Origin of the sequence: Streptantibioticus parmotrematis (genome assembly GCF_019890615.1) — a bacterium.
GTDB lineage: Bacteria > Actinomycetota > Actinomycetes > Streptomycetales > Streptomycetaceae > Streptantibioticus_D > Streptantibioticus_D parmotrematis.
In genome coordinates, this window is the sequence record NZ_JAINVZ010000006.1 from 204,260 (window position 1) to 226,219 (window position 21,960).

General features: G+C 73.4%; 23 protein-coding genes. 14 read left to right on the forward strand and 9 right to left on the reverse strand.

Annotated features, from left to right (window positions below):
• Positions 1 to 25: 25 nt before the first annotated feature.
• The 3 genes from K7472_RS12170 (at position 26) to K7472_RS12180 (ending at position 2,888) form a co-directional block, all read left to right on the forward strand.
• Positions 26 to 1,048, forward strand: coding sequence for a hypothetical protein (locus K7472_RS12170; RefSeq protein WP_222977068.1), 1,023 nt, complete (start codon positions 26 to 28; stop codon positions 1,046 to 1,048).
• Positions 1,049 to 1,185: 137 nt separating this feature from the next.
• A complete protein-coding gene (locus tag K7472_RS12175) occupies positions 1,186 to 2,271 on the forward strand; it encodes an S-(hydroxymethyl)mycothiol dehydrogenase (protein ID WP_222977070.1) in 1,086 nt (361 codons plus the stop codon).
• Complete coding sequence (locus tag K7472_RS12180) at positions 2,268 to 2,888, forward strand: MBL fold metallo-hydrolase (RefSeq protein ID WP_222977071.1); 621 nt, start codon at positions 2,268 to 2,270, stop codon at positions 2,886 to 2,888. The genes K7472_RS12175 and K7472_RS12180 overlap by 4 nt, the downstream gene beginning before the upstream one ends.
• A 270-nt stretch (positions 2,889 to 3,158) precedes the next feature.
• Here the strand turns inward: K7472_RS12180 and K7472_RS12185 are convergent, their stop codons facing one another.
• From K7472_RS12185 to K7472_RS12195, 3 genes are all read right to left on the reverse strand, one after another.
• Positions 3,159 to 4,094, reverse strand: coding sequence for a M56 family metallopeptidase (locus K7472_RS12185; RefSeq protein WP_222977072.1), 936 nt, complete (start codon positions 4,092 to 4,094; stop codon positions 3,159 to 3,161).
• A 168-nt stretch (positions 4,095 to 4,262) separates the two neighbouring features.
• Entirely contained in the window at positions 4,263 to 4,916 is a 654-nt protein-coding gene (locus K7472_RS12190) for a DUF5134 domain-containing protein (RefSeq protein ID WP_222977073.1), read from the reverse strand.
• Between the two features lie 176 nt (positions 4,917 to 5,092).
• Positions 5,093 to 5,980 (reverse strand): DMT family transporter, encoded by an 888-nt coding sequence (locus K7472_RS12195; protein ID WP_222977074.1) that lies wholly within the window; start codon positions 5,978 to 5,980, stop codon positions 5,093 to 5,095.
• On the opposite strand from K7472_RS12195, the gene K7472_RS12200 reads away from it, so the two are divergent.
• Positions 5,979 to 7,433 carry an aminotransferase-like domain-containing protein gene (locus tag K7472_RS12200; protein ID WP_222977075.1) on the forward strand — a complete coding sequence of 485 codons (1,455 nt, stop codon included), beginning with the start codon at positions 5,979 to 5,981 and terminating at the stop codon, positions 7,431 to 7,433. The two genes, K7472_RS12195 and K7472_RS12200, sit on opposite strands and share 2 nt — an antisense overlap.
• A gap of 35 nt (positions 7,434 to 7,468) precedes the next feature.
• Here K7472_RS12200 and K7472_RS12205 read toward each other — a convergent pair whose 3' ends face one another.
• Complete coding sequence (locus K7472_RS12205) at positions 7,469 to 7,855, reverse strand: VOC family protein (RefSeq protein WP_222977076.1); 387 nt, start codon at positions 7,853 to 7,855, stop codon at positions 7,469 to 7,471.
• A gap of 55 nt (positions 7,856 to 7,910) precedes the next feature.
• Positions 7,911 to 8,336, reverse strand: coding sequence for a CBS domain-containing protein (locus K7472_RS12210; RefSeq protein ID WP_222977077.1), 426 nt, complete (start codon positions 8,334 to 8,336; stop codon positions 7,911 to 7,913).
• Between the two features lie 212 nt (positions 8,337 to 8,548).
• Between K7472_RS12210 and K7472_RS12215 the strand changes: the two genes are divergently transcribed.
• Entirely contained in the window at positions 8,549 to 9,085 is a 537-nt protein-coding gene (locus tag K7472_RS12215; RefSeq protein ID WP_222977078.1) for a GNAT family N-acetyltransferase, read from the forward strand.
• A 36-nt stretch (positions 9,086 to 9,121) separates the two neighbouring features.
• On the opposite strand, the gene K7472_RS12220 is transcribed toward K7472_RS12215, so the two are convergent.
• Positions 9,122 to 9,808: a glycerophosphodiester phosphodiesterase gene (locus tag K7472_RS12220; RefSeq protein WP_222977079.1), complete on the reverse strand. Its 687-nt coding sequence runs from the start codon at positions 9,806 to 9,808 to the stop codon at positions 9,122 to 9,124.
• A 215-nt stretch (positions 9,809 to 10,023) separates the two neighbouring features.
• Here K7472_RS12220 and K7472_RS12225 point away from each other — a divergent pair, with 215 nt between their 5' ends.
• From K7472_RS12225 to K7472_RS12235, 3 genes are read left to right on the forward strand one after another with little or no spacing between them, the layout of a single operon-like run.
• Positions 10,024 to 11,421: a DUF6421 family protein gene (locus K7472_RS12225; RefSeq protein WP_222977080.1), complete on the forward strand. Its 1,398-nt coding sequence runs from the start codon at positions 10,024 to 10,026 to the stop codon at positions 11,419 to 11,421.
• 23 nt (positions 11,422 to 11,444) lie between these two features.
• The gene (locus tag K7472_RS12230) at positions 11,445 to 12,203 is read left to right on the forward strand and encodes an SDR family NAD(P)-dependent oxidoreductase (RefSeq protein WP_222977214.1); all 759 of its coding nucleotides are present in this window, start codon (positions 11,445 to 11,447) and stop codon (positions 12,201 to 12,203) included.
• A complete protein-coding gene (locus tag K7472_RS12235) occupies positions 12,182 to 13,276 on the forward strand; it encodes a threonine aldolase family protein (RefSeq protein ID WP_222977081.1) in 1,095 nt (364 codons plus the stop codon). Before K7472_RS12230 ends, K7472_RS12235 begins: the two co-directional genes overlap by 22 nt.
• A 78-nt stretch (positions 13,277 to 13,354) precedes the next feature.
• Here K7472_RS12235 and K7472_RS12240 read toward each other — a convergent pair whose 3' ends face one another.
• Complete coding sequence (locus K7472_RS12240) at positions 13,355 to 14,080, reverse strand: lysophospholipid acyltransferase family protein (RefSeq protein ID WP_222977082.1); 726 nt, start codon at positions 14,078 to 14,080, stop codon at positions 13,355 to 13,357.
• A 197-nt stretch (positions 14,081 to 14,277) separates the two neighbouring features.
• Positions 14,278 to 14,727, reverse strand: coding sequence for a DUF4395 domain-containing protein (locus tag K7472_RS12245; RefSeq protein ID WP_222977083.1), 450 nt, complete (start codon positions 14,725 to 14,727; stop codon positions 14,278 to 14,280).
• 100 nt (positions 14,728 to 14,827) lie between these two features.
• Here K7472_RS12245 and K7472_RS12250 point away from each other — a divergent pair, with 100 nt between their 5' ends.
• The 5 genes from K7472_RS12250 (at position 14,828) to K7472_RS12270 (ending at position 19,449) form a co-directional block, all read left to right on the forward strand.
• Positions 14,828 to 15,250 carry a TlpA family protein disulfide reductase gene (locus K7472_RS12250; protein WP_222977216.1) on the forward strand — a complete coding sequence of 141 codons (423 nt, stop codon included), beginning with the start codon at positions 14,828 to 14,830 and terminating at the stop codon, positions 15,248 to 15,250.
• Between the two features lie 267 nt (positions 15,251 to 15,517).
• Positions 15,518 to 16,036: a flavin reductase family protein gene (locus K7472_RS12255; RefSeq protein ID WP_222977085.1), complete on the forward strand. Its 519-nt coding sequence runs from the start codon at positions 15,518 to 15,520 to the stop codon at positions 16,034 to 16,036.
• A 190-nt stretch (positions 16,037 to 16,226) separates the two neighbouring features.
• Entirely contained in the window at positions 16,227 to 17,012 is a 786-nt protein-coding gene (locus tag K7472_RS12260; protein WP_222977087.1) for an electron transfer flavoprotein subunit beta/FixA family protein, read from the forward strand.
• 42 nt (positions 17,013 to 17,054) lie between these two features.
• On the forward strand, positions 17,055 to 18,017 hold the full coding sequence (locus tag K7472_RS12265) for an electron transfer flavoprotein subunit alpha/FixB family protein (RefSeq protein WP_222977089.1): 963 nt from the start codon (positions 17,055 to 17,057) through the stop codon (positions 18,015 to 18,017).
• A gap of 178 nt (positions 18,018 to 18,195) precedes the next feature.
• Positions 18,196 to 19,449, forward strand: coding sequence for a DUF6986 family protein (locus tag K7472_RS12270; RefSeq protein ID WP_222977090.1), 1,254 nt, complete (start codon positions 18,196 to 18,198; stop codon positions 19,447 to 19,449).
• Positions 19,450 to 19,515: 66 nt separating this feature from the next.
• On the opposite strand, the gene K7472_RS12275 is transcribed toward K7472_RS12270, so the two are convergent.
• Positions 19,516 to 20,505 carry a LacI family DNA-binding transcriptional regulator gene (locus tag K7472_RS12275; protein ID WP_222977091.1) on the reverse strand — a complete coding sequence of 330 codons (990 nt, stop codon included), beginning with the start codon at positions 20,503 to 20,505 and terminating at the stop codon, positions 19,516 to 19,518.
• A 430-nt stretch (positions 20,506 to 20,935) separates the two neighbouring features.
• Between K7472_RS12275 and K7472_RS12280 the strand changes: the two genes are divergently transcribed.
• Complete coding sequence (locus K7472_RS12280; RefSeq protein ID WP_222977092.1) at positions 20,936 to 21,928, forward strand: ROK family protein; 993 nt, start codon at positions 20,936 to 20,938, stop codon at positions 21,926 to 21,928.
• Positions 21,929 to 21,960: the final 32 nt, after the last annotated feature.

A 21,960-nucleotide genomic window follows, 5' to 3' on the forward strand; every position in this document is an offset into this window, starting at 1 on the left:
ACGTACCGCACCGAGGAGCGTCACGATGCCCGGCACGCCCGATGGCCGCACCGGTCCCGACCGCCGCGCCGTCCTGCTGGGCGCCGCGGGCGTCCTGCTGGGCGCGGCCGGATGCTCCGGCGGCGGGGGCTCCGCCTCGCCCACGGCCGCCTCGTCCACGAGCCGCGCGCCGTCGTCCACCGTGCCGACCGCGACCGGTTCCGCCCCGGGCGCCCTCCCGCACACCACTCCCTGGCAGCCCAGCCGCGCCGACATCGACCCGCAGGTCAAGCTGCGCGCGGCGCAGCTCATCGAGGCGCTCGGCGCCTGGCCGCCCGGCGGCGGGGGCCAGGCGAAGGCGAGCGCCCGGGCCACCGCGCAGGGTGTGCCGGGTTCACTGGCCGGGCAGGCCGGGCCGCTGCTGCCGGACGCGGATTCCGCCGCGCTCCAGGTCGTCTTCGCCCAGTACGGCGGCATCCTCACCGATTCGGCCAGCGTGCTGGTGGTCTGCGACCAGTGGACCCGCGACGGGAACGGTCCCGTGCACGCGGGCGGCACGACCGTCGACGTACGGCTGAGCGCCGCGTCCCCCCGGTGGAAGGTGACCGCGCTGCACCCGGCCGACCCGGGCCCGCCCGCCGCGACGCTCCCCGACGAGGCCCACCGGGTCCTGGCGGACCGCGCCATCCGACTGCCGCCCGCCGCCCACGCCGACGTGCTCAGCGGCAACGTCCACGTCAGCGCGTTGAAGGGCATGCTCACGCTGGCCGGCACGTACCGGATCGACATCAGCGTGGTGCGCTCCGGACACCCGATCGACGTCTTCGGCACCGACCGGCCCAGCGACCACCCCAAGGGCCGGGCGTTCGACGTGTGGCGGATCAACGGCCGGGCCGTGGTCGACCCCGCCACGCCGCGTTCCCTCATCGAGGGCTTCATGCGGGCGGCCGCGACGGCCGGTTCGTACAACGTCGGCGGGCCGATCCAGCTGAGCGGCGGCGCGACCGTCAACCAGTTCTTCTCCGACAACACCCACCACGACCACGTCCACGTCGGATTCGACACCTGAACAGGCCGAGGACGAGGGTCCGGCCGGCCCGGGGTGTGCGAGAGTCGCGGACGACCGGCGTGGAACACCGGTCACCTCAGCGGCGGTACGGCTCGCCAGGGCCCTTCCGCCACACGACGAACGACAGGAGTGCCGCGATGCAGCAGGTGCGTGCCGTGGTGGCCAAGGCGAAGAACGCGCCCGTGTCCATCGAGACGATCAACGTGCCCGACCCGGGGCCCGGCGAGGCGGTGGTGAAGGTGCAGGCGTGCGGCGTCTGCCACACCGACCTGCACTACCGCGAGGGCGGCATCAACGACGAGTTCCCCTTCCTGCTCGGCCACGAGGCCGCGGGCGTCGTGGAGTCGGTGGGCGAGGGCGTGGACACCGTGGCGCCCGGCGACTTCGTGATCCTCAACTGGCGTGCGGTTTGCGGCCGTTGCCGTGCCTGTGAGCGCGGCGAGTCGTGGTACTGCTTCGACACCCACAACGCGGCGCGGAAGATGACGCTCGAGGACGGCACCGAGCTGACGCCCGCGCTGGGCATCGGCGCGTTCGCGGAGAAGACCCTCGTGCACGCGGGCCAGTGCACCAAGGTGGACCCGCAGGCGTCCCCGGCGGCGGCCGGGCTGCTCGGCTGCGGGGTGATGGCCGGGATCGGCGCGGCGATCAACACCGGCGCGGTCGGCCGTGGCAAGTCCGTGGCGGTCATCGGCTGCGGCGGCGTGGGCAACGCGGCGATCGCCGGGTCGGCGCTGGCCGGGGCGAGCCGGGTCATCGCCGTCGACCTGGACGACCGCAAGCTGCGGCTGGCCGAGAAGATGGGCGCCACCCACACCGTCAACAGCCGCGAGACCGACCCGGTCGAGGAGATCCGGCGGCTCACCGGCGGCTTCGGCGCGGACGTGGTGATCGACGCGGTCGGCCGCCCCGAGACGTATCAACAGGCCTTCTACGCCCGGGATCTGGCCGGCACGGTCGTCCTGGTCGGCGTGCCCACGCCGGACATGAAGCTGCCGGACATCCCGCTGATCGACGTCTTCGGCCGCGGCGGCGCGCTCAAGTCCAGCTGGTACGGCGACTGCCTGCCCTCGCGTGACTTCCCGATGCTCATCGACCTGTACCGGCAAGGGCGGCTGGACCTGGACGCGTTCGTCTCCGAGCGCATCGGACTGGACGACATCGAGGCCGCGTTCGACCGGATGCGCGAGGGTGACGTGCTGCGTTCGGTGGTGGTCCTGTGAACGCGGCCGGACCCGCCCGCGTCGACCACGCCGTCGTCTCCGGCACGTTCAGCCTGGACGGCGAGACGTTCGACGTCGACAACAACATCTGGGTGGTCGGCGACGACACCGAGTGCGTGGTGATCGACGCCCCGCATGACGCCGACGCGATCGCCCACGTGGTGGGGGAGCGCAGGCTGAAGGCGATCCTGTGCACCCACGCCCACGACGACCACGTCCGGGTCGCGCCCGCGCTGCGGTCCCGCACCGGCGCGCCGATCCACCTGCACCCGGCGGACCGGCCGGTGTGGGAGCTGACCCACCCCGGCGTCGCGTGGGACGCGGACCTGGCGGACGGCGACGTCGTCGAGGTGGGCGGGAGCCGGCTGCGGGTGCTGCACACGCCGGGGCACACGCCCGGCGCGGTGTGCTTCCACGACGAGGAGGCGGGCGTGCTGTTCACCGGCGACACCCTCTTCCACGGCGGCCCCGGCGCCACCGGTCGCTCCTTCAGCGACCACGGCACGATCGTCGCCTCCATCCGCGAGCGGCTCTTCGCGCTGCCCGACGAGACCGTGGTCCACACCGGCCACGGCGAGGACACCACCATCGGCGCCGAGCGCGCCAGGGGAGTGTGAGGCGGCCCGGACCCGTCGGCGTCCGCCCGCCCCGGCACCATGCCGGGGCGGGCGTTCCCGTACGACGACCGCACGCGGCGCGGCGCACCGGGCGGCTTCGGTTTCCGCTTCCGGTTCCGGGTTCCGGACGGGATTCGAAAATTGTTCAGGCGGTTTCGCAATTCCGGGAACCTACCGTCCGGCCCGTACGTCATACACGGTGAGGCCCTGCGGCATCCCCCCGTCCGCAGGGCCTCGCTACGTCCTGGGACAGCCGCTGGGCGTCACGGCCTACGACAGCGCGCCGATGCCCGGGCCGAAGGCGACCAGCAGGGGGACCACCGGCAGGAGCAGTGCCACCGCCGTCAGCTGGAGACGGCGTGCCCTGGTCAGCCGGGGGCCGGGGGCCAGCAGGCGGTCGACCCGGCCCGGCACCATGGCGGGCGTGGAGCAGGGGCCGAACACCCCTCGGTCCTCGTTGAGTCCGACCAGCGCCAGCGCCGTCGTCATCCGCCCGAACCTGCGCGACGCCACGTCGTCGGCCGCCAACTCGACCAGCCGGTGCACCTGTTGACGGAAGCCGTCGAACACCGGCACCTGCGGGAAGCCCGCCGCCAGCCCGTGCGCGCAGGCCAGCAGCCAGTCGTGCCGGGCCCTGGCGTGTCCCAACTCGTGCGCGAGCACGGCGTCCAGCTGCCTGCCCTTGAGCCGCCGCAACGCCGCCGTGGTGATCACCAGCCGGGGCCGCGCCCCCGCCAGCCACCACGCGTCGGCGCGATCGCTCTCCAGCACGGCCAGCCGTTCGTACGACAGGTCCGGCTCACCGGGCAGTCGGGGCGACCTGGCCAGCAGTTCCGCCCGCCGCCTGCGCCGCTGCGCCCGGGCACCGCGCACCTCACGGGTGAGCATCGCCGCCGTCCAGGCGCCGCCGCACGCCAGCAGCCCGGCGAGCGCGCCGGCCCAGGGACCGTAGGCGGGCAGCCCGTAGGCGGCGACCACGCCGCGCGGCGCGAAGGCGAAGACGTGCCAGCGCACGGCACTGGACGCGGCCGAGGCGCACAGGGCCAGCGCGGTCACGCAGCACAGCAGCACGGCGGCGACCACGCACTGCCACACCCACAGCGCCAGCACCGGTTCGCGGTCCGGCCACTGCGCGCGGACCAGCAGGCGGGGCGCCAGGGCGGCCGTCAGTGCGCCGAGCATCAGCAGCACGAACGGGACCGTCATGGCGCTCACATTAAGGGGCGTACCCGGCGCGCGGGCCCGGGCCTCCCGCCGAAGTGACGCACGCCTCACGCCCCCGCGACGAATTCCGCACCCCACGCCCCCGCGCACGCCCTCCGCCACTCGCGCCCTCGCGCCCCGCGCACGCCGCCCGCATCCGTCGCGCGCCGGTCACATCGTCAGCAGCATCGCGAACATGCCGATGCCCAGCGACACCCGGCAGGCGGCCGCCAGTTCCGGCGCGCGCAGCACCGCCCCCGGCACACCGCTCGCCACACCCGCGCCCACACCCGCCGACGCGCCCGCGCCCACCGCGCCCGACCCGACCGGTTCCGCCCCCACGGCGGGCAGCATGCGCAACGCCGCCCACACCGCGTAGAGCCCGAAGTAGACCAGCAGCAGGCCCGTGAGGAACGGCACCCCGATCGACCCGTCGGCCATGCCCCCCATGTCTCCCATGGAGGTCATCCCCGCCCCGGAGGGCGTCAGCCCCATGGCCACCGCCATGTAGACCATCGCCGCCGAGCCGACCGCCAGGTGGACGTGGTGGGCCGGATGGTGCTCGCGTATCAGCAGCGACAGCGACCACAGCGTCATGCCGCCGAAGACCGCCGTGAACAGCGGCGGCCCCCACGGCCGCTGGTCCAGCGCCGAGGCGGGGACCGCCATCAGCGCCATGCCGAGCCCCTTGATCCCCTCCGCCCTGGCCACCCTGCGCTCGCCCGGCGTCAACGCGCACACCCGCCGGGACCGCAGCAGACAGGAGATCCCGGTGGCCGCGCCGAGCAGTACCACGAGCCAGCCGACCAGCGGCGGACCGCCCATGACCCCTCCCTCGTCGAACCCACCCCGTCCCCAGGTTTCCCGTCGTGGGGGGCGCACAATCTGGTGCACGGGAGTACGGGAGGTGTTCAGGCCCTCTGTGCTGAGGCCTTCTGCGCTCAGGTCCCCTGCGTTCAGGTCCCCTGCGTTCAGCTCTCCTGCGCTCAAGCCAACTGCGTTCAGGCCTTCTGTGTGACCGCCACGCAGACCAGCACGGCCAAGGCGGTCAACGCGGTCGCGGGGCTGAGGTGTTCGCCCAGCAGCAGCGCGGACCACACCAACGTCAGTAGTGGCTGGGCGAGTTGGAGCTGGCTGGCGCGGGCGATCCCGATCGTGGCCATGCCGCGGTACCACACCACCATCCCGCCGAACTGCGAGACCGCCGCCAGATATCCCAGCCCCACCAGCGCCTGTCCGCCGAGCCGCACGGGTTCGACCGTCAACGCCACGACGGCGGCGGGCAGCGTGACCGGCAGCGAGCCGACCAGCGCCCAGCCGATCACCTGCCAGCCGGGCATCGAGGCGGCCAGCCTGCCGCCCGCCACGTACCCGGCCGCGCACACCCCGAGCGAGGCGAACAGCAGCACGTCGCCCCGCGACGGACTGCCGTGGCTCTGCGCCAGCGTGAACGCGACCACGGCGGCGGTGCCCGCCAGCGCGGTGGCCCAGAAGGCGGCCGAGTGCCGGGTGCGGGCGACGGCCGAACCCACGGCGGCCGTGGCGAGCGGCAGGGCGCCCACCACCACGGCCGCGTGCGAGGTCTGTGTGGTGCGCAGCGCCAGCGTCGTCAGCAGCGGAAATCCGATGATCACTCCCAGCGCGACCACGGCCAGCGCGGGCCACAGTCGCCGTTCGGGCACCGGCGCCCTTCCGGCCAGCAGGAAGCCGCCGGCCAGCGCGGTGGCGAGCAGTGCCCGCAGGGTCACCGTGGTCCACGGGCCGAAGCCGGTCAGCGACCAGTCGGTGGCCGGGAAGGTGAGGGAGAAGATCGCCACGCCCAGCGCGGCGAGCACGGTCCCGCCGACCGCTATCGACGGTCGGGCGATAGCGCTATTCTGTGCTGTCATGAACAACGGTAGCAGTGCCGCCAGTAGCTCCGCATCCGTCGCGGAGGCACTGCGCGAGCAACTGAAGCGCTACTCGCCGGGGGAGAAGCTGCCGTCGAGCCGGGTGCTCGTCGAACGGTTCGGGGTCAGCCCGGTCACCGTTTCCCGCGCGCTGGCCGCGCTGGCTGCCGAGGGCCTGGTCGTCACCCGTCCCGGCGCCGGCACGTACGCCGCCCGCCCCGTGGAGCCGCCCGCAGGTGCCCGCGCCGCCGACACCTCGTGGCAGCAGATCGCGCTGAGCGCCGACCCGGCCGGGGACGCCGCGCCCCGTGTGGTGGACGCCTCCGGGGTGACCGCCACGCTCGCCGTCCCCGCGCCCGGCGTCATCGCGTTCAACGCGGGCTATCTGCATCCGGCCCTCCAGCCGGAGCAGGCCCTGGCCGCCGCGCTGGCCCGTGCCGCCCGGCGGCCCGGGGCGTGGGAACGGCCGCCGCTGGAGGGGCTGACGGCGCTGCGGTCGTGGTTCGCGCGCGAGGCGGGCGGGGTGACGGCGGCGCAGGTCCTGATCACGGCGGGCGGCCAGGCGGCGCTCACCACCGCGTTGCGCGCCCTGGCCGCCCCCGGCTCGCCCCTGCTGGTGGAGTCGCCGACGTACCCCGGCGCGCTCGCCGTCGCCCGCGCGGCCGGACTGCGTCCCGTGCCGGTGCCGCTCGACGCGGACGGCGTGCGGCCCGACCTGCTCGCGGACGCCTTCGCGGCGACCGGTGCGCGGGTGTTCTTCTGTCAGCCGCTGTTCCAGAACCCCACCGGTGCCGTGCTCTCCACCGAGCGGCGCCGTCAGGTGCTGGACATCGCCCGCGCCGCCGGGGCGTTCGTGGTCGAGGACGACTTCGCGCGGCGCCTGGGCCACGGCGGTCCGCTTCCGCCCCCGCTGGTCGCCGACGACCCCGACGGCACCGTCGTCCATCTCACGTCACTGACCAAGCCGACCTCGCCGAGCCTGCGGGTGGGCGCGCTGATCGCCAGGGGCCCGGTGCTGGAACGGCTGCGCGCGATCCAGGTGGTCGACAGCTTCTTCGTGCCCCGCCCGCTCCAGGAGGCCGCCCTCGAACTCGTCGGTGCTCCTGCCTGGCCGCGTCATCTGCGTGCGGTGGCCACAGGCCTGAGGGAACGAAGGGACGCGCTGCTCACCGCACTCCACCGCGACCTGCCGCACCTCGTTCCGGCTCAAGTACCGCACGGTGGCTACCAGTTGTGGCTGCGGCTGCCCGACGGGACCGACGAGACCGCGCTCGCCGCCGCCGCGCTGCGGGCCGGGGTCGCCGTCGCCCCGGGCCGCCCGTACTTCGCCGCCGAGGCCCCCGCGCCGTACGTCCGCGTGAGCTTCGCGGACACCTCGGGCGCCGACGAACTCGCCGAGGGCGTACGACGGTTGGCGGCCGCCTGCGCGGAGGCGGGGGTCGGGCAGAGCTGACGGCACGTCAAGAAGATCTAGCAGAACGGTAGTTATCAAGGCCGGTAGCGCATCGGGTGGTCCTCGGGCACCTCGACGACGCAGATGCGCACCGCGTCCGGGTCCTCGATCCACATCTCGATCAACCCCCAGGGCTCACGCCGCGGTTCGCGGACCACCTTCACCCCGCGTCCGCGCAGCTGTTCGTGCGCCGCCTCGATGTCCGGCACCTGGAGCCACAGCGACATCCCTGGCGCGGGCGGCGTGTCCGACCGGCCGGAGACCTCCAGGTATCCGCCGCCGAGGAAGAAGACCGTGCCGCGCTGCGGTCCCTCGCCGAACTCCCGGAAGATCGCGAGCCCCAGATCGTCCCGGTAGAAGGCGCGGGAGCGCTCCAGGTCGGTGGGCCGCAGAAGCGTCCTGCTGCTCAGTACGTTGACCATGCGCCGGACGATACGCGGGGTGCGACCGGTGCGCGACCACGCGTGACCGGCGCATCTACGCCGGTGAACCCGCGTAGATGCGCTCCGCCCAGGCGCCGATCTGCTCCTCCGACAGGTGCTGGGCGAGGTCCGCCTCGCTGATCATGCCGACCAGGCGCTTGTTCTCGATCACCGGGAGCCGGCGGATGCGGTGGCTCTCCATCTCCCGCAGCACCTCGTCCACGTCGGCGTCCGCGTCGATCCAGCGGGGTGTGCCCTGCGCCAGCTCGCCCGCGGTGACCCTGGACGGATCGCGTCCGGTCGCCACGCAGCCGACGACGATGTCGCGGTCGGTGAGGATGCCGCACAGGCGCTCGTTCTCGTCGCTGATCGGGAGCGCGCCGACGCCCAGGTCGCGCATCAACTGCGCCGCCCGGTCCAGCATCACCCCTTCGGGAATCCAGGCCGCGCCCGGATGCATGATGTCCCGCGCCGTGGTCATGGCACACCTCCGTGTCCCTCGCCGGTGCCGTTCCTCCCATCGTCCGCCGGGCACCGTACGGCCGCTACCGGCGGCGGACCGGTCTCGTGCCGCCGCCCGCGCGAGGCATACGCTCGATGCCCGGCAACCACCACCGGGCGCGATCGGCAAGACGGGATCAGGACATGATCCGGCCGGATCGCCCCGGTCAGGCACGAGAGGACCCCGCCGTCATGAGCGCCACCGCCCAGCCCGTCTTCCGTACGGCCACCGAGGCCGACGTGCCCGCGCTCGTGGCGCTCATCGAGTCGGCGTACCGGGGAGAGTCCAGCCGGGGCGGCTGGACGACGGAGGCGGACCTGCTGAAAGGCAGGCGCACCGATCCCGAAGGCGTCCTGGCCGTCATCCGCCGCGAGGGCAGCCGCATGGTCGTGGTCGAGCGCGGCGGCGAAGTGACCGCCTGCTGCCAGCTGGAACGGCGCGAGGGCCACGCCTACTTCGGGATGTTCGCGGTGCGCCCGCAGCGGCAGGGCGGCGGCCTGGGCAAGCAGGTGCTGGCCGAGGCGGAGCGCTTCGCGCGCGACGAGTGGCGCGCGGGCGAGATGCAGATGACGGTCATCTCGGCCCGCGGGGACCTCATCGCCTGGTACGAGCGCCGCGGCTACCGGCGCACCGGGCACATGACGCCGTTCCCGTACGGGGACGAGCGCGTCGGGGTGCCGCAGCGCGACGACCTGGAGTTCGAGCTGCTGGTCAAGAAGCTGGGCTGAGCGCCCGGGAGCGGTCCCGGGCGCTCAGCGGCGCACTCAGGCCCGCGCCGCCCGCCGCTTGGTGTCCGGGGCGTCCGTCACCCAGCCGACCAGGCCGAGTGCCCGGGCCAGTGCCAGGTCCTGGTCGGTGTTGACGGTCCAGGCCATCACGTCGATGCCTGCCTGTCGGCAGCGCTCGACGGTGCGCAGGTTCAGTTCCTCCAGCTCCAGGCTGACCAGCCGCGCGCCGACCGCCTTCGCGCGGTCCGGGAGGTCGGGGCCGGTCGCCTCACCGACGAGCACGGTGGTGGCGTCCGGCAGCAGCTCGTGGACCTCGCGCAGGGCCTCGTCGTGGAAGGAGAGCACCGACACCCGCTCCAGCAGGTCGCGCTCGCGCAGCACCCCGGCCAGCACCCGCGCGGCCGCCACGTCCTTGATCTCGGCCTGGATCGGCAGGCCGGGCCCGACCGCGTCGAGCACCTCCTCGAAGACCGGGACCCGCTCGCCCAGCCCCGCGTCGAGCGTGCGCAGCTCGTCCAGGGTGAGGTCGGCGACGGCGCCGCGGCCGTCGGTGGTGCGGTCCACGGTCTCGTCGTGCATGACGACGAGCGCGCCGTCCTTGCTCAGGTGCAGGTCGAGCTCGATGCCGTCCAGCCCCTCGCGCTCCGCACGCAGGAAGGAACGCAGGGTGTTCTCCGGCTCGGCGGCCATGACGCCGCGGTGGCCGATGGTGAAGAAAGTCACCGGAGCAGCCTAGTGGGCCGTCTGTTGACGGGCATGGAACGGGCGGTTGCGGGGACCCGTACGGTCAAAGAAACCTTCGCCCCTCGGTCCTCGCACAGGAAAAACGTCGGTACGAGCCCGGCTGTGCCGGATAAATGTTCGTAACGTCTCTTGTGCGGGAGAAGGTGGCCTGAATACGGTGTCTTAACGCAAGGTTCTCCGGTGGAGGAGGGGCAATGAGGGAAAAACTTCTGTCCGTGGCGACTGGCGAGGCCGCCGGAGGGCCCGAGGGCATAGTGAGCCGCCCGGCCTGGGGCGTGCTCAAGGCGGCGGTCGAGACGATCCGCCCGTGGCAGTCCAAGGACGGCTCGATCGACTTCGCCGCCGAAGGCGCGCCCGGCAAGGCGGACGTCGACGCCGAGCTGGAGCGTGTCATCGCCTCGGTCGAGGAGCTGTCCCCGCTGGTCCCGCACGACGCGGAGTACCACCGCGCCCTCGTCGCCGACCTGCGCCGCTGGGCCGAGGACGGCTACGGCGTGCCGGACTTCCTGGACTCGCTGCTGGCCTTCCAGCCCGCCTCCGACCGCCGCGACGGCCTGGAACACCTGGTCGTCTTCGCGATGTACACCCAGAACGGCAACCCGGACCGCAACCTGGAAGCCGTCGCGCTGCGCGTGGTCTGGCCGGAGTGGCTGTCCGAACTGGAGCGCACTCGGTACGACAACCCGATGTTCGTGCCGATCACCTTCCAGGACTTCACCACCGGCTACGACACCAACTCCGCCGTCCTCTTCCCGGAGACCGTGGCCGTCCGCGAGGTGCCGGAACGATTCACCTGGGGTGGCATCTTCTGCGACCGCGAGGCCGCCCGCTTCCGCAAGGTCACCCAGGCCGCCGTCGACACCCTCGGCCTCGACCTGCCCGAGGACGCCGCCCGGCTCGTCGCCGACCAGGAACTGGCGCAGCAGACCTTCGTGCTGTGGGACATGATCCACGACCGCACCCACAGCCACGGCGACCTGCCGTTCGACCCCTTCATGATCAAGCAGCGCGCGCCGTTCTGGATGTACGGCCTGGAAGAGCTGCGCTGCGACCTGACCGCCTTCAAGGAGGCCGTCAAGCTGGAGGCCGACGGCTACGAGCAGGGCCGCAACGTGCAGTACGCGATCCTCTTCGACCGCCTCTTCCGCTTCCCCGTCACCGGTGACCGGGTCCGCAACTACGACGGCCTGGGCGGGCAGCTGCTCTTCGCCTACCTGCACAAGCACGATGCCGTGCGCTGGACCGACAACACCCTGCGCATCGACTGGCCCCGGGCCACCGAGGTCACCAACCAGCTGTGCGCCGAGATCGAGAAGCTCTACCGGGACGGCATCGACCGGCCCAAGCTCAACCACTGGTTCGCCGCGTACGACCTGGTCTCCACCTACCTCTCGCCGCACCCGGGCTCGCGCTGGGCCAAGGGTCCGGACGCGCTCGACCTGACCCTGGCGCCGCGCAAGCTCGTCGACGACGTGCTGGCCGACGAGTTTCCGCTCAGCATGTTCTACGAGGCCCTCGCCAAGAAGCTGCGTAACGTGATCGCCTCCACCAAGGGCATCACCGCCACCGGCGCCGGGCAGGAGGCCGCGTGACCCACGACGAGGAGGCGAAGGCCATGACGGACGCAGGCGCTGCGGGATCGCTCCAGGGCTCGGTCATCGCGGTGGCCGGAGCGGGCGGCCCGGCGGGCAGGGCGACCCTGCGCCGTCTGGCCGAGGCGGGGGCCCACGTGGTGGCCGCCGACGCGCAGCCCGAGCGGCTGGCCGAATCGGTGGACGCGGCCCGTTACGCGGCCGGCGGCGCCGACATCACCGGCGACATCGTCGACCTGCTGGACCCGGAGGCGGCCCGCGAATGGGCGGCCCGCACCGAGAAGCAGTTCGGCCACGTCGACGGCCTGGTCCACCTGGTGGGCGGCTGGCGCGGCGCGGCCACGTTCACCGACACCGACCTGGGTGACTGGACGTTCCTCAACGACCTGCTGATCCGCACCGTCCAGCACACCTCGCTGGCCTTCCACGACGCGCTGCTGCGCAGCCCCCGCGGGCGGTACGTGCTGATCAGCCAGTCCGGCGCGACCAAGCCGACCGCGGGCAACGCCGCCTACGCCGCCGCGAAGGCCGCCGCCGAGACCTGGACCCTGGCGCTCGCCGACTCCTTCCGCAAGGCGGGCGGCGAGCAGGGCCCGTCCGCCGCGGCCTGCGTCCTCGTCATCAAGGCCCTGGTGCACGACGAGATGCGCGCCCAGAAGCCCAACGCCAAGTTCGCCGGATTCACCGACGTCGCCGACCTGGCCCAGGCCATCGCGGACGTGTGGGACCGGCCCGCTCAGGAAGTGAACGGAAACCGCCTGTGGCTGACGCCCCGCCCGTGACCCAGCACCCCGCCACCGACGCCGTACGCCACCACGACCCGGAGTACCGCGGGTTCGCCAGCGACAACTACGCCGGCGCGCACCCCGAGGTGCTGGCCGCGCTCGCCGTCGCCAACGGCGGCCACCAGATCGCGTACGGCGAGGACGACTACACCGCGCACCTTCAGGAGGTCGTCCGCCGCCATCTCGGCCCGCGCGCCGAGGCGTTCCCGGTCTTCAACGGCACCGGCGCCAACGTCGTCGCCCTCCAGGCGGTCACCGAGCGCTGGGGCGCGGTGGTGTGCGCGAAGTCGGCGCACATCAACGTGGACGAGTGCGGCGCGCCGGAGCGCGTGGGCGGCCTGAAGCTGCTCACCGTGCCGACGCCGGACGGCAAGCTCACCCCCGAGCTGCTGGACTCCGAGGCCTGGGGCTTCGACGACGAGCACCGCGCCCAGCCGCAGGTCGTCTCGATCGCCCAGACCACGGAACTGGGCACCTGCTACACGCCCGAGGAGATCCGGGCGCTGTCCGACCGCGCCCACGAGCACGGCATGGCCGTCCACCTGGACGGCGCCCGCCTCGCCAACGCGGCCGCCACGCTGGACCTGCCGCTCTCCGCGTTCACCACCGACGCGGGCGTGGACATCCTCAGCTTCGGCGGTACGAAGAACGGACTGGTCTTCGGTGAGTGCGTGGTCGTACTCGACCCCGAACGGGTCCGCGCGATGAAGCACCTGCGCAAGCTGTCGATGCAGCTGGCCTCGAAGATGCGCTTCGTCAGCGTGCAGTTCGAGGCGCTCCTCGCCGGGGACCTGTGGCTGCGCTCGGCCCGGCACGCCAACGCCATGGCGACGCGGCTCGCCGAGGCGGTGCGCGGCATCGAGGGCGTCACCGTGGTCCGGCCGGTCCAGGCCAACCAGGTCTTCGCCGTCCTGCCGCGCGAGGTGACCGAACGGCTCCAGAAGCGCTACCGCTTCTACGTGTGGGACGAGGCGACCGGGGAGGTGCGGTGGATGTGCTGCTTCGACACCACCGAGGCCGACGTGGACGCCTTCGCCGCCGCCGTCGCGGAGGAGATGGCGACGCGCTGAGCACGCCGTATTCACGACTCACGCGGAAGGGCCGGGCGACTCGCAGTCGCCCGGCCCTTCCGCGTGGATCGTCGGCCGTCAGGCGTCCAGCGCCGCCGCCTCCTGCGGGGTCGGGGCGGTGCCGCCGAGGTGGGCCGGGAGCCACCAGGTGTCCCGCTCGCCCGACGGACGCACCGGATAGGCGTTCTGCGCGGCCTCCAGCAACTCCTGGACCCGGCAGCGCAGCCGGTCGGTCAGGCTCTCCACCTGCTCCTGCGGCTCCGGGGCCAGCGGCGCGCCGACGCGCAGCGTGACCGGGAAGCGGTGGCGGCCCAGGCGGCGCGGGTGACCCTTGGTCCACATCCGCTGCGTGCCCCACAACGCCATCGGCAGCAGTGGCACGCCCGCCTCCTGCGCCAGCCGCGCCGCGCCGGACTTGAAGGCCTTGAGCGTGAACGAGCGCGAGATGGTCGCCTCGGGGAAGACCCCGACGACCTCGCCGGCGCGCAGCGCCCGCAGCGCGTTGTCGTACGCGTGCACGCCCTGGGCGCGGTCCACCGGGATGTGCTTCATCGCCCGCATCAGCGGACCGGAGACCTTGTGCCGGAAGACCGACTCCTTGGCCATGAACCGCACCAGCCGCTTCGCCGGGCGGGCGGCCAGACCGGCGAAGACGAAGTCCAGGTAGCTGATGTGATTGCTGACCAGCACCGCGCCGCCCTCACGGGGCACGTGCTCGGTGCCCGCGATGTCGAAGCGCAGGCCCTGCACCTGGAACATGGTGCGGGCGAAGCCGATGACCGGCGGGTACACGAGTTCTGCCACGTCGGGGGACACCTTCTGGTTCGGGGACGGCGTGAGCCGGGGGCACGGCCGGAAGTTACGTCCCCGTAGCCTCGGCCGTCGCGAGATGGTCCCCTGACAACGCGCCGCTTGTCACCTCCGGTGCCCGGGCACGCGCGAGATTCTCGTCACGTCGCCGCGCCCGTTCCCGCATCCCGCCCCCGCTCGCAGTGACCGCGTCACCGGGTCGCGCGCAGCAGCAGCACGTACGTCTCGCAGCCCAGGCAGTACCCGAACGCCGCGTTGAGGAAGGCCGCCGCCAGCGCCAGCCCGGTCGCCGCCATCCCCAGCCACAGCGGTCCGGCGACGTACCCGACGAGCCCGATCGCGGCGAAGACCAGCCCCACCGTCTGCGCGAAGCGCGGCGGCGCCGGGTCCTCCGTGCGCTCCACCGGACCGAGCCGGGGCCGCACCACGGCCTGGAAGAGCCGCCCGTACGGCGAACGGGCCACCCCCAGCGCCGCGCCGAGGGCGAAGACCAGCGTCTGGGCGGCGAGCAGCCAGGCGCTGCCCGTGATCAGCACCACCGCCAGCACCACGCTCGTGACCGCCGCGCCGAACCTCGGCCCGCGCACGTCCACGGCCCCGATGCGGCGCGAGGCGGCGCGCTGCGTAGCCTGCGTACTCATGGCACCCATGATTCCTCGCGTCGCGGCCGTTCGGACCTGGGGAATCATTGCGGTCTCGTGAACGCTGCAACGCGTGGGACGGATCGACCCGGAGGCTCGGATGACCGGACTGGTGGTGTGCCTGGCGGTGCTCGCGGGTGCGGGCGTGTTCGGCCTGGTCCACCGGCGGCGGGAGGGAAGGATGCGGGTGCGGGGCAAGGACACCGCTGCGGCGCGGCTGACGGCCGACGAGGTCGGCGGACCGCTGGGCGAGCGGGCGACGCTGGTGCAGTTCTCCAGCGCGTTCTGCGCGCCGTGCCGGGCGACTCGCAGGACGCTGGCCGAGGTGGCGGCGATGGTGGACGGCGTCACGCACGTCGAGGTCGACGCCGAGCGGGAGTTGGAGCTCGTACGGAGGGTGGGGATCCTCAAGACGCCCACCGTGCTGGTGCTCGACGCGTCGGGCGCGGTCGTGCGGCGCGCCGCGGGCCAGCCGCGCAAGGCCGACGTGATCGCCGCGCTGGGCACGGCGGTCGGCGCCTGACCGGGGTGCGGGGCGTGACCCCGATCCAGGGTGTGCCGGGCGTGACCCCGGTCCCAAAAGGCCGGACCGCCTTGACGTGGCGCGACCCGAATCGTCAGTCTGACGTTATGTCGAGGGATCTTCTCCGCCGGCGGGCCGTCGGGCCGATGCCGGTCCCGGGCGCCCGGCGAGCGCACGCCGTCCGAGCCGTTGACCACTCCTGACGACCGCTCAGCCCCGGTGCCCCCCGTTCCCGGTTCGACCACCGCAGAAGGACCACGCGATTCCATGACCGCCTCGCCCGACCTCGACGCAGCCCTCGGCGACGGCACGGGCCTGGACCCCGACGTCTTCCGCTCGGTCTTCCGCCGCCACGCCGCGGGCGTCGCCGTGGTCACCGCGGCGGGCGCCCGGCCGGTCGGCTTCACCGCGACCTCGCTCACCTCCGTCGCCGTCGAGCCGCCGCTGCTGTCGTTCGGCATCAGCGTCTCCTCCTCCAGCTGGCCCGTCGTGGCCGCGGCGGAACACGTCGGCGTGCACGTGCTCGGCGAGCACCAGGAGGACCTGGCGGGCACCTTCGCGCGCAGCGGCGCCGACCGGTTCGGCGAGGCCACCTCCTGGCGCTCCGGGCCGCACGGCGTGCCGCTGCTGGACGGGGTGTCCGCGTGGCTGGTGTGCCGGGTGGTCGCCCGGGTCCCGGCGGGCGACCACCGGATAGTCGTCGCCCAGGCGGTCGCGGGCGACCCGGCGGGACCCGGCCGCCCCCTGCTGTACCACCAGGGCCGTTTCACCGCGCTGCGGCACTGACCCGCCCCACCCGCCGGACGTCGGCAAGGTCACAGTTTCCGCGCTTGCGGTGCGGGAACGAGACGAGTGTACTGACGAGTAACATTCAGTCGGGGCGCCGTGGCGCTCCGGACGGATCCGGCACCGTGCAGGCGCCTATGCTGCCTACACATGGCAGTTGACGAGTCGAGCAGTAGGTAGGAGAGCAGGCGTGAGCTTGAGGATCGTTGTCTGTGTGAAGTACGTGCCCGACGCCACCGGCGACCGGCACTTCGCCGAGGACCTGACCACTGACCGCGACGCCGTGGACGGCCTGCTGTCGGAGCTGGACGAGTACGCGGTCGAGCAGGCCCTGCAGATCGCCGACGCCGCCGACGACGCCGAGATCACGGTGCTCACCGTCGGCCCCGAGGACGCCAAGGACGCGCTGCGCAAGGCGCTGTCGATGGGCGCCGACAAGGGCGTGCACGTCGAGGACGACGACCTGCACGGCACCGACGTCGTGGGCACCTCGCTGGTGCTGGCCAAGGCCGTCGAGCACGTCGGGTACGACCTGGTGCTGTGCGGCATGGCGTCCACCGACGGCACGATGGGTGTCCTGCCCGCCATCCTGGCCGAGCGGCTCGGCGTCCCGCAGGTGACACTGCTGTCCGAGGTGGCGGTGGCGGACGGCACCGTGACCGGCCGCCGCGACGGCGACGCCGCCAGCGAGCAGCTCCAGGCGCAGTTGCCGGCCGTGGTCTCGGTGACCGACCAGTCGGGCGAGGCCCGCTACCCGTCGTTCAAGGGCATCATGGCGGCGAAGAAGAAGCCGGTCGAGTCGCTGGACCTGTCCGACCTGGGCATCGACGCGGACGAGGTCGGCCTCGGCGGCGCCTGGACCAAGGTCGAGGACGCGGCCAAGCGTCCGGAGCGCACCGCCGGCACGATCGTGAAGGACGAGGGCGAGGGCGGCAAGCAGCTGGCTGAGTTCCTGGTCAGCCAGAAGTTCATCTGATCGCACCGCCCCCCGCACACCATTCCGTAGGAGAACGTTCCCATGGCTGAAGTCCTCGTCTATGTCGACCACGTGGACGGTGCCGTCCGCAAGCCGACCCTCGAACTGCTGACCCTGGCCCGCCGCGTCGGCGAGCCGGTCGCCGTCGCGCTGGGCAACGGCGCCGCCGACACCGCCGCCACGCTCGCCGAGCACGGCGCCGTCAAGGTGCTGACCGCCGACGCGCCGGAGTTCGCCGAGTACCTGGTGGTACCGAAGGTGGACGCGCTGCAGGCCGCGTACGAGGCCGTCTCCCCGGCCGCCGTGCTCGTGCCGTCCTCCGCCGAGGGCAAGGAGATCGCCGCCCGCCTCGCGGTGCGCATCGGCTCCGGCATCATCACCGACGCGGTGGACATCGAGGCCGGCGCCGACGGCCCGGTCGCCACGCAGTCCGTGTTCGCCGCCGCGTTCACCACCAAGTCGCGGGTCTCCAAGGGCACACCGGTCATCACCGTCAAGCCCAACTCGGCCCCGGTGGAGGCCGCCCCGGCCGCGGGTGCGGTCGAGGCGCTGTCGGTGACCTTCGGCGACGCCGCCAAGGGCACCAAGATCGTATCGCGCACCCCGCGCGAGTCCTCCGGCCGCCCGGAGCTGACCGAGGCCGCGATCGTGGTCTCCGGTGGCCGCGGCGTCAACGGCGCGGAGAACTTCCACGTCATCGAGGAGCTGGCCGACTCGCTCGGCGCGGCCGTCGGAGCCTCGCGCGCCGCGGTGGACGCCGGCTGGTACCCGCACAGCAACCAGGTGGGCCAGACCGGCAAGTCGGTCTCCCCGCAGCTGTACGTCGCCAACGGCATCTCCGGCGCCATCCAGCACCGGGCCGGCATGCAGACCTCGAAGACCATCGTGGCCGTCAACAAGGACCCCGAGGCGCCGATCTTCGACCTGGTCGACTACGGCGTCGTGGGCGACCTGTTCCAGGTCGTCCCGCAGCTGACCGAGGAGGTCAAGGCCCGCAAGGGCTGATCCCCCCGCCGCACCCGAACGGCCCCGTACGCCCCGCGCGTACCGGGGCCGTTCGCGTACCCGGGGTGTTGACCTGGTGCTCGGCCCGCGGCTAGCGTCACTTCAACGGTTTGTTGAAGTTGTCGCGCGGGTGCCGGTCGCACCGGCGCCTTCGGCGTTCGGGCTGGGGAGAGTGCAGATGCGTACATCGCTGTCGGACGCGGTACGTGGGGACGTCGGCGCCTCGCTGGCGGACGTCGACGCGGAACTCGCCCGCCGCTACCCCGGCGACCCCGGCACCCGGCAGCCCGTGCACACCGTCTACGTCCCCGGCGACGCCTTCGCCGCCGACACGGTGCGCTCCTGGGGCGACCGGGCGCTCGCCGCCCTCGACGCCCACGCCCCCGACGCCGCGGCGCTGGCCGCGTTGCTCGGCCTGCCGCAGGACCTGGCCGGGCCGGTGCACGACCGTGTTCGCGCCAAGCTGGAACGCGAACCGGTGGAGGACCTGCGCGTCGACTTCGAGGACGGCTACGGGGTACGGGCCGACGCCGAGGAGGACGAGGCCGTGCTGCGCGCCGCCGAGCTGATCGCCGCCGCGGTCGCCGACGGCAGCGCGCCCCCGTACATCGGCATCAGGACCAAGTGCATGGAGGCGGCCGTCCGGGACCGCGGCATCCGCACCCTGGACCTCTTCCTCACCGCGCTGCACCGCTCCGGCGGACTGCCCGACGGGCTGGTGCTGACGCTGCCGAAGGTGACGTACCCGCAGCAGGTCACCGCGTACGTGCGGCTGCTGGAGGAGTTCGAGAAGTCCTTCGGGCTGACGCCGGGCCGCATCGGGTTCGAGATCCAGATCGAGACCACCCAGGCCATCCTGGGCGCGGACGGCCGGGCGACCGTGGCCCGGCTGATCGACGCCGCCGAGGGCCGCGCCACCGGACTGCACTACGGCACGTTCGACTACAGCGCGTCCTGCGGGGTGAGCGCCGCCTACCAGTCCATGGACCACCCGGCGGCCGACCACGCCAAGGCGGTCATGCAGGTCGCGGCGGCCGGGACCGGCGTGCGGCTGTCGGACGGCTCGACGAACGTGCTGCCGGTCGGCCCGGCCGAGCGGGTGCACGAGGCCTGGCGGCTCCACCACGGCCTGGTCCGGCGCTCGCTGGCCCGCGCCTACTACCAGGGCTGGGACATGCACCCCGGCCACCTGCCCACCCGGTACGCGGCCGTCTACGCCTTCTACTGCGAGGGGCTGGACGCGGCGGCGGCGCGGCTCGCCGCCTACGTGGGCCGCGCGGGCGGCGACGTGATGGACGAGCCCGCCACCGCCAAGGCGCTCAGCGGCTACCTGCTGCGCGGGCTGGACTGCGGCGCGCTGGACGCGGCGGAGGTCGGACGGGGGACCGGACTGGACCGCGCGGGGCTGGAACGGCTGGCCGGACGCGGGTAACCCGTCCGCGTCCGTCAGACGGGAGCCGTCCGGGTGCCGCCCGCCGAGGCGGGGGTTGTACGTGGGTCAGGCCGACGGCGGGGGTATCTCGCCGGAGCCGCGCGCGACCAGGCGCCCCGGCAGTTCCACCCGGCGCGGCGGTTCCGCGATGCCGTCCAGGCGGCGGAAGAGCAGTTCCGCCGCCGTACGGCCCAGCCGGACCGGGTCCTGGGCTATGACGGTGACGCCGGGGCGCAGCAGGTCGGCCAGTTCGAAGTCGTCGAACCCGACCAGCGCGACCGGGTCGGGGCGATCCGCCAGCACCCGGACGGCGGTGACGGTCACCCGGTTGTTGCCGGAGAAGACCGCGGTGACCGGCGCGGGCCCGGACAGCATCCGGTCCAGCTCGGAGCGCACCCGCTCCGGTGAGGTCGGGCCCATCGACACCCAGCCCTCGTCCACCGGCAGCCCGGCCGACGCCATCGCCTCGTGGTAGCCGCGCACCCGCTCGTCGGCGGTGTAGATGCCCTCGGTGTCGCCGATGAAGCCGATGGCGCGATGACCGTGGGCGATCAGGTGGGCCACCGCGTCGCGCGCCCCGCCCGCGTTGTCGGTGAGCACGGTGTCCACGTCGATCCGGCCGGCCGGGCGGTCCACGAAGACGGTCGCGACGCCCGCCGCGATCTCCGGCTCCAGGTAGCGGTGGTCCTCACTGGCCGGAACGATGACCAGGCCGTCCACCCGCCGGGCGCACAGCGCGAGCGCCAGCTCCTGCTCACGTTCGGGAACCTCGGCGCTCGAACCGGCGAACAGCAGACTGCCGTTGGCCCGCGCGACCTCTTCCACGGCCCGGCTGAGCGGGGAGTAGAAGGGGTCGGCGAGGTCTTCGAGGACCAGCCCGATGCTGGCGGTGCGGCCCTTGCGCAGCACCCGCGCGCTGTCGTTGCGCCGGAAGCCCAGCGCCTCGATGGCGGCGCGCACCCGCGACTCGGTCTCCAGCGTCACCCCGGGCTCGCCGTTGACGACGCGGGAGACGGTCTTGAGCCCGACGCCCGCCCGGGCGGCGACGTCCTTCATCGTCGGGCGGCTGCCGTAACGTACGGGCGGTGTCGGACGCGAGTCGGCGGGAAAATCGGGCACGGGCGGGTGATCCTGTCGTCGGGTGCGGCGCCTGTCGTCGCAGGACAACGTGAGCCTAGGGGCTGGACAACGTTGTCAACAAAGGGGAACACTACTCTCGGCTCTCCGCTGCCCAACGAACAGGTGAGGAGTGAGGCCCGCGCCCTGGCGCGAATCCCGCACGAACCCTGCCGAACCGCTGCGAAAGACCCCACGGAACCGCCGTAAACGGAACCGCTGCAAAGGGCCTCACGTAATCGCTACAAGGGAACACGCCGCACCGCCGCAAGCGAGCACTCCGCACCGCCGCAAGCGAACATTCCGCACCGCTGTAGACGAGCACGCCGGACCGCCGACCGACCGCCGCCACGAGGGAGACACCGAACCGATGCAGAGCGAAGGCGCCGCAGTGCGACCGGCGACCGCCGAGGCCCCCTCGGGCGGCAGGCTGGTCGCGGCACTGGACATCGGCGGCACGAAGATCGCCGGAGCGCTGGTCGACGGCGAGGGACGGCTGCTGGCCAGGTCGCTGCGGCCGACCCCGGCGGCGCAGGACGGCGCGACGGTGATGGCGGCCGTCGCCGAGGTGCTGGGCGAGCTGACCGCCGACCCCGCCTGGGTCCGGGTGACCGCGGTCGGGATCGGCAGCGCCGGGCCGGTCGACGCCTCCCACGGCACCGTCAGCCCGGTGAACGTCCCCGGGTGGCGCGGCTTCCCGTTGGTCGAGCGGGTGCGCGAGGTGACGGGGCCGCTGCCGGTCACCCTGACGGGCGATGGCGTGGCGATCGCCGCCGCCGAGCACTGGCAGGGCGCGGCACGGGGGTACGACAACGCGCTGTGCATGGTGGTCTCCACCGGCGTCGGCGGCGGCTTCGTGCTGAACGGCGCCCTGCACCCCGGGCCGACCGGCAACGCGGGCCACATCGGCCACATCAGCGTGGACCTGGACGGCCCGCTCTGCCCGTGCGGCGCGCGCGGCTGCGTCGAACGGCTGGCCAGCGGACCCAACATCGCCCGCCGCGCCCTGGAGAACGGCTGGCGTCCGCAGGCCGGCCAGGAGCCGACGGCGGAGGCGGTGGCCGCGGCGGCGCGAGCCGGTGACCCGGTGGCCGCGGCGTCCTTCGCCCGCGCCGCGCAGGCCCTGGCGGCGGGCATCGCGGCGGCGGCGACTCTGGTCGAGATCGAGGTCGCGGTGATCGGCGGGGGAGTGGCGGGCGCGGGCGAGGTGCTGTTCGCCCCGCTCCGCGACCATCTGCGCGCGTACGCCACGCTCTCCTTCGCCTCCGGCGTACGCGTGCTGCCCGCCCAACTCGGCACGGACGCGGGCCTGGTGGGCGCGGCCGCGGCGGCGTTCGGCGGGGTGCTGCGGGCGCGGGGCTGACGGGCGCGTGCCGGGGCGCGGCGGCCTGTGGA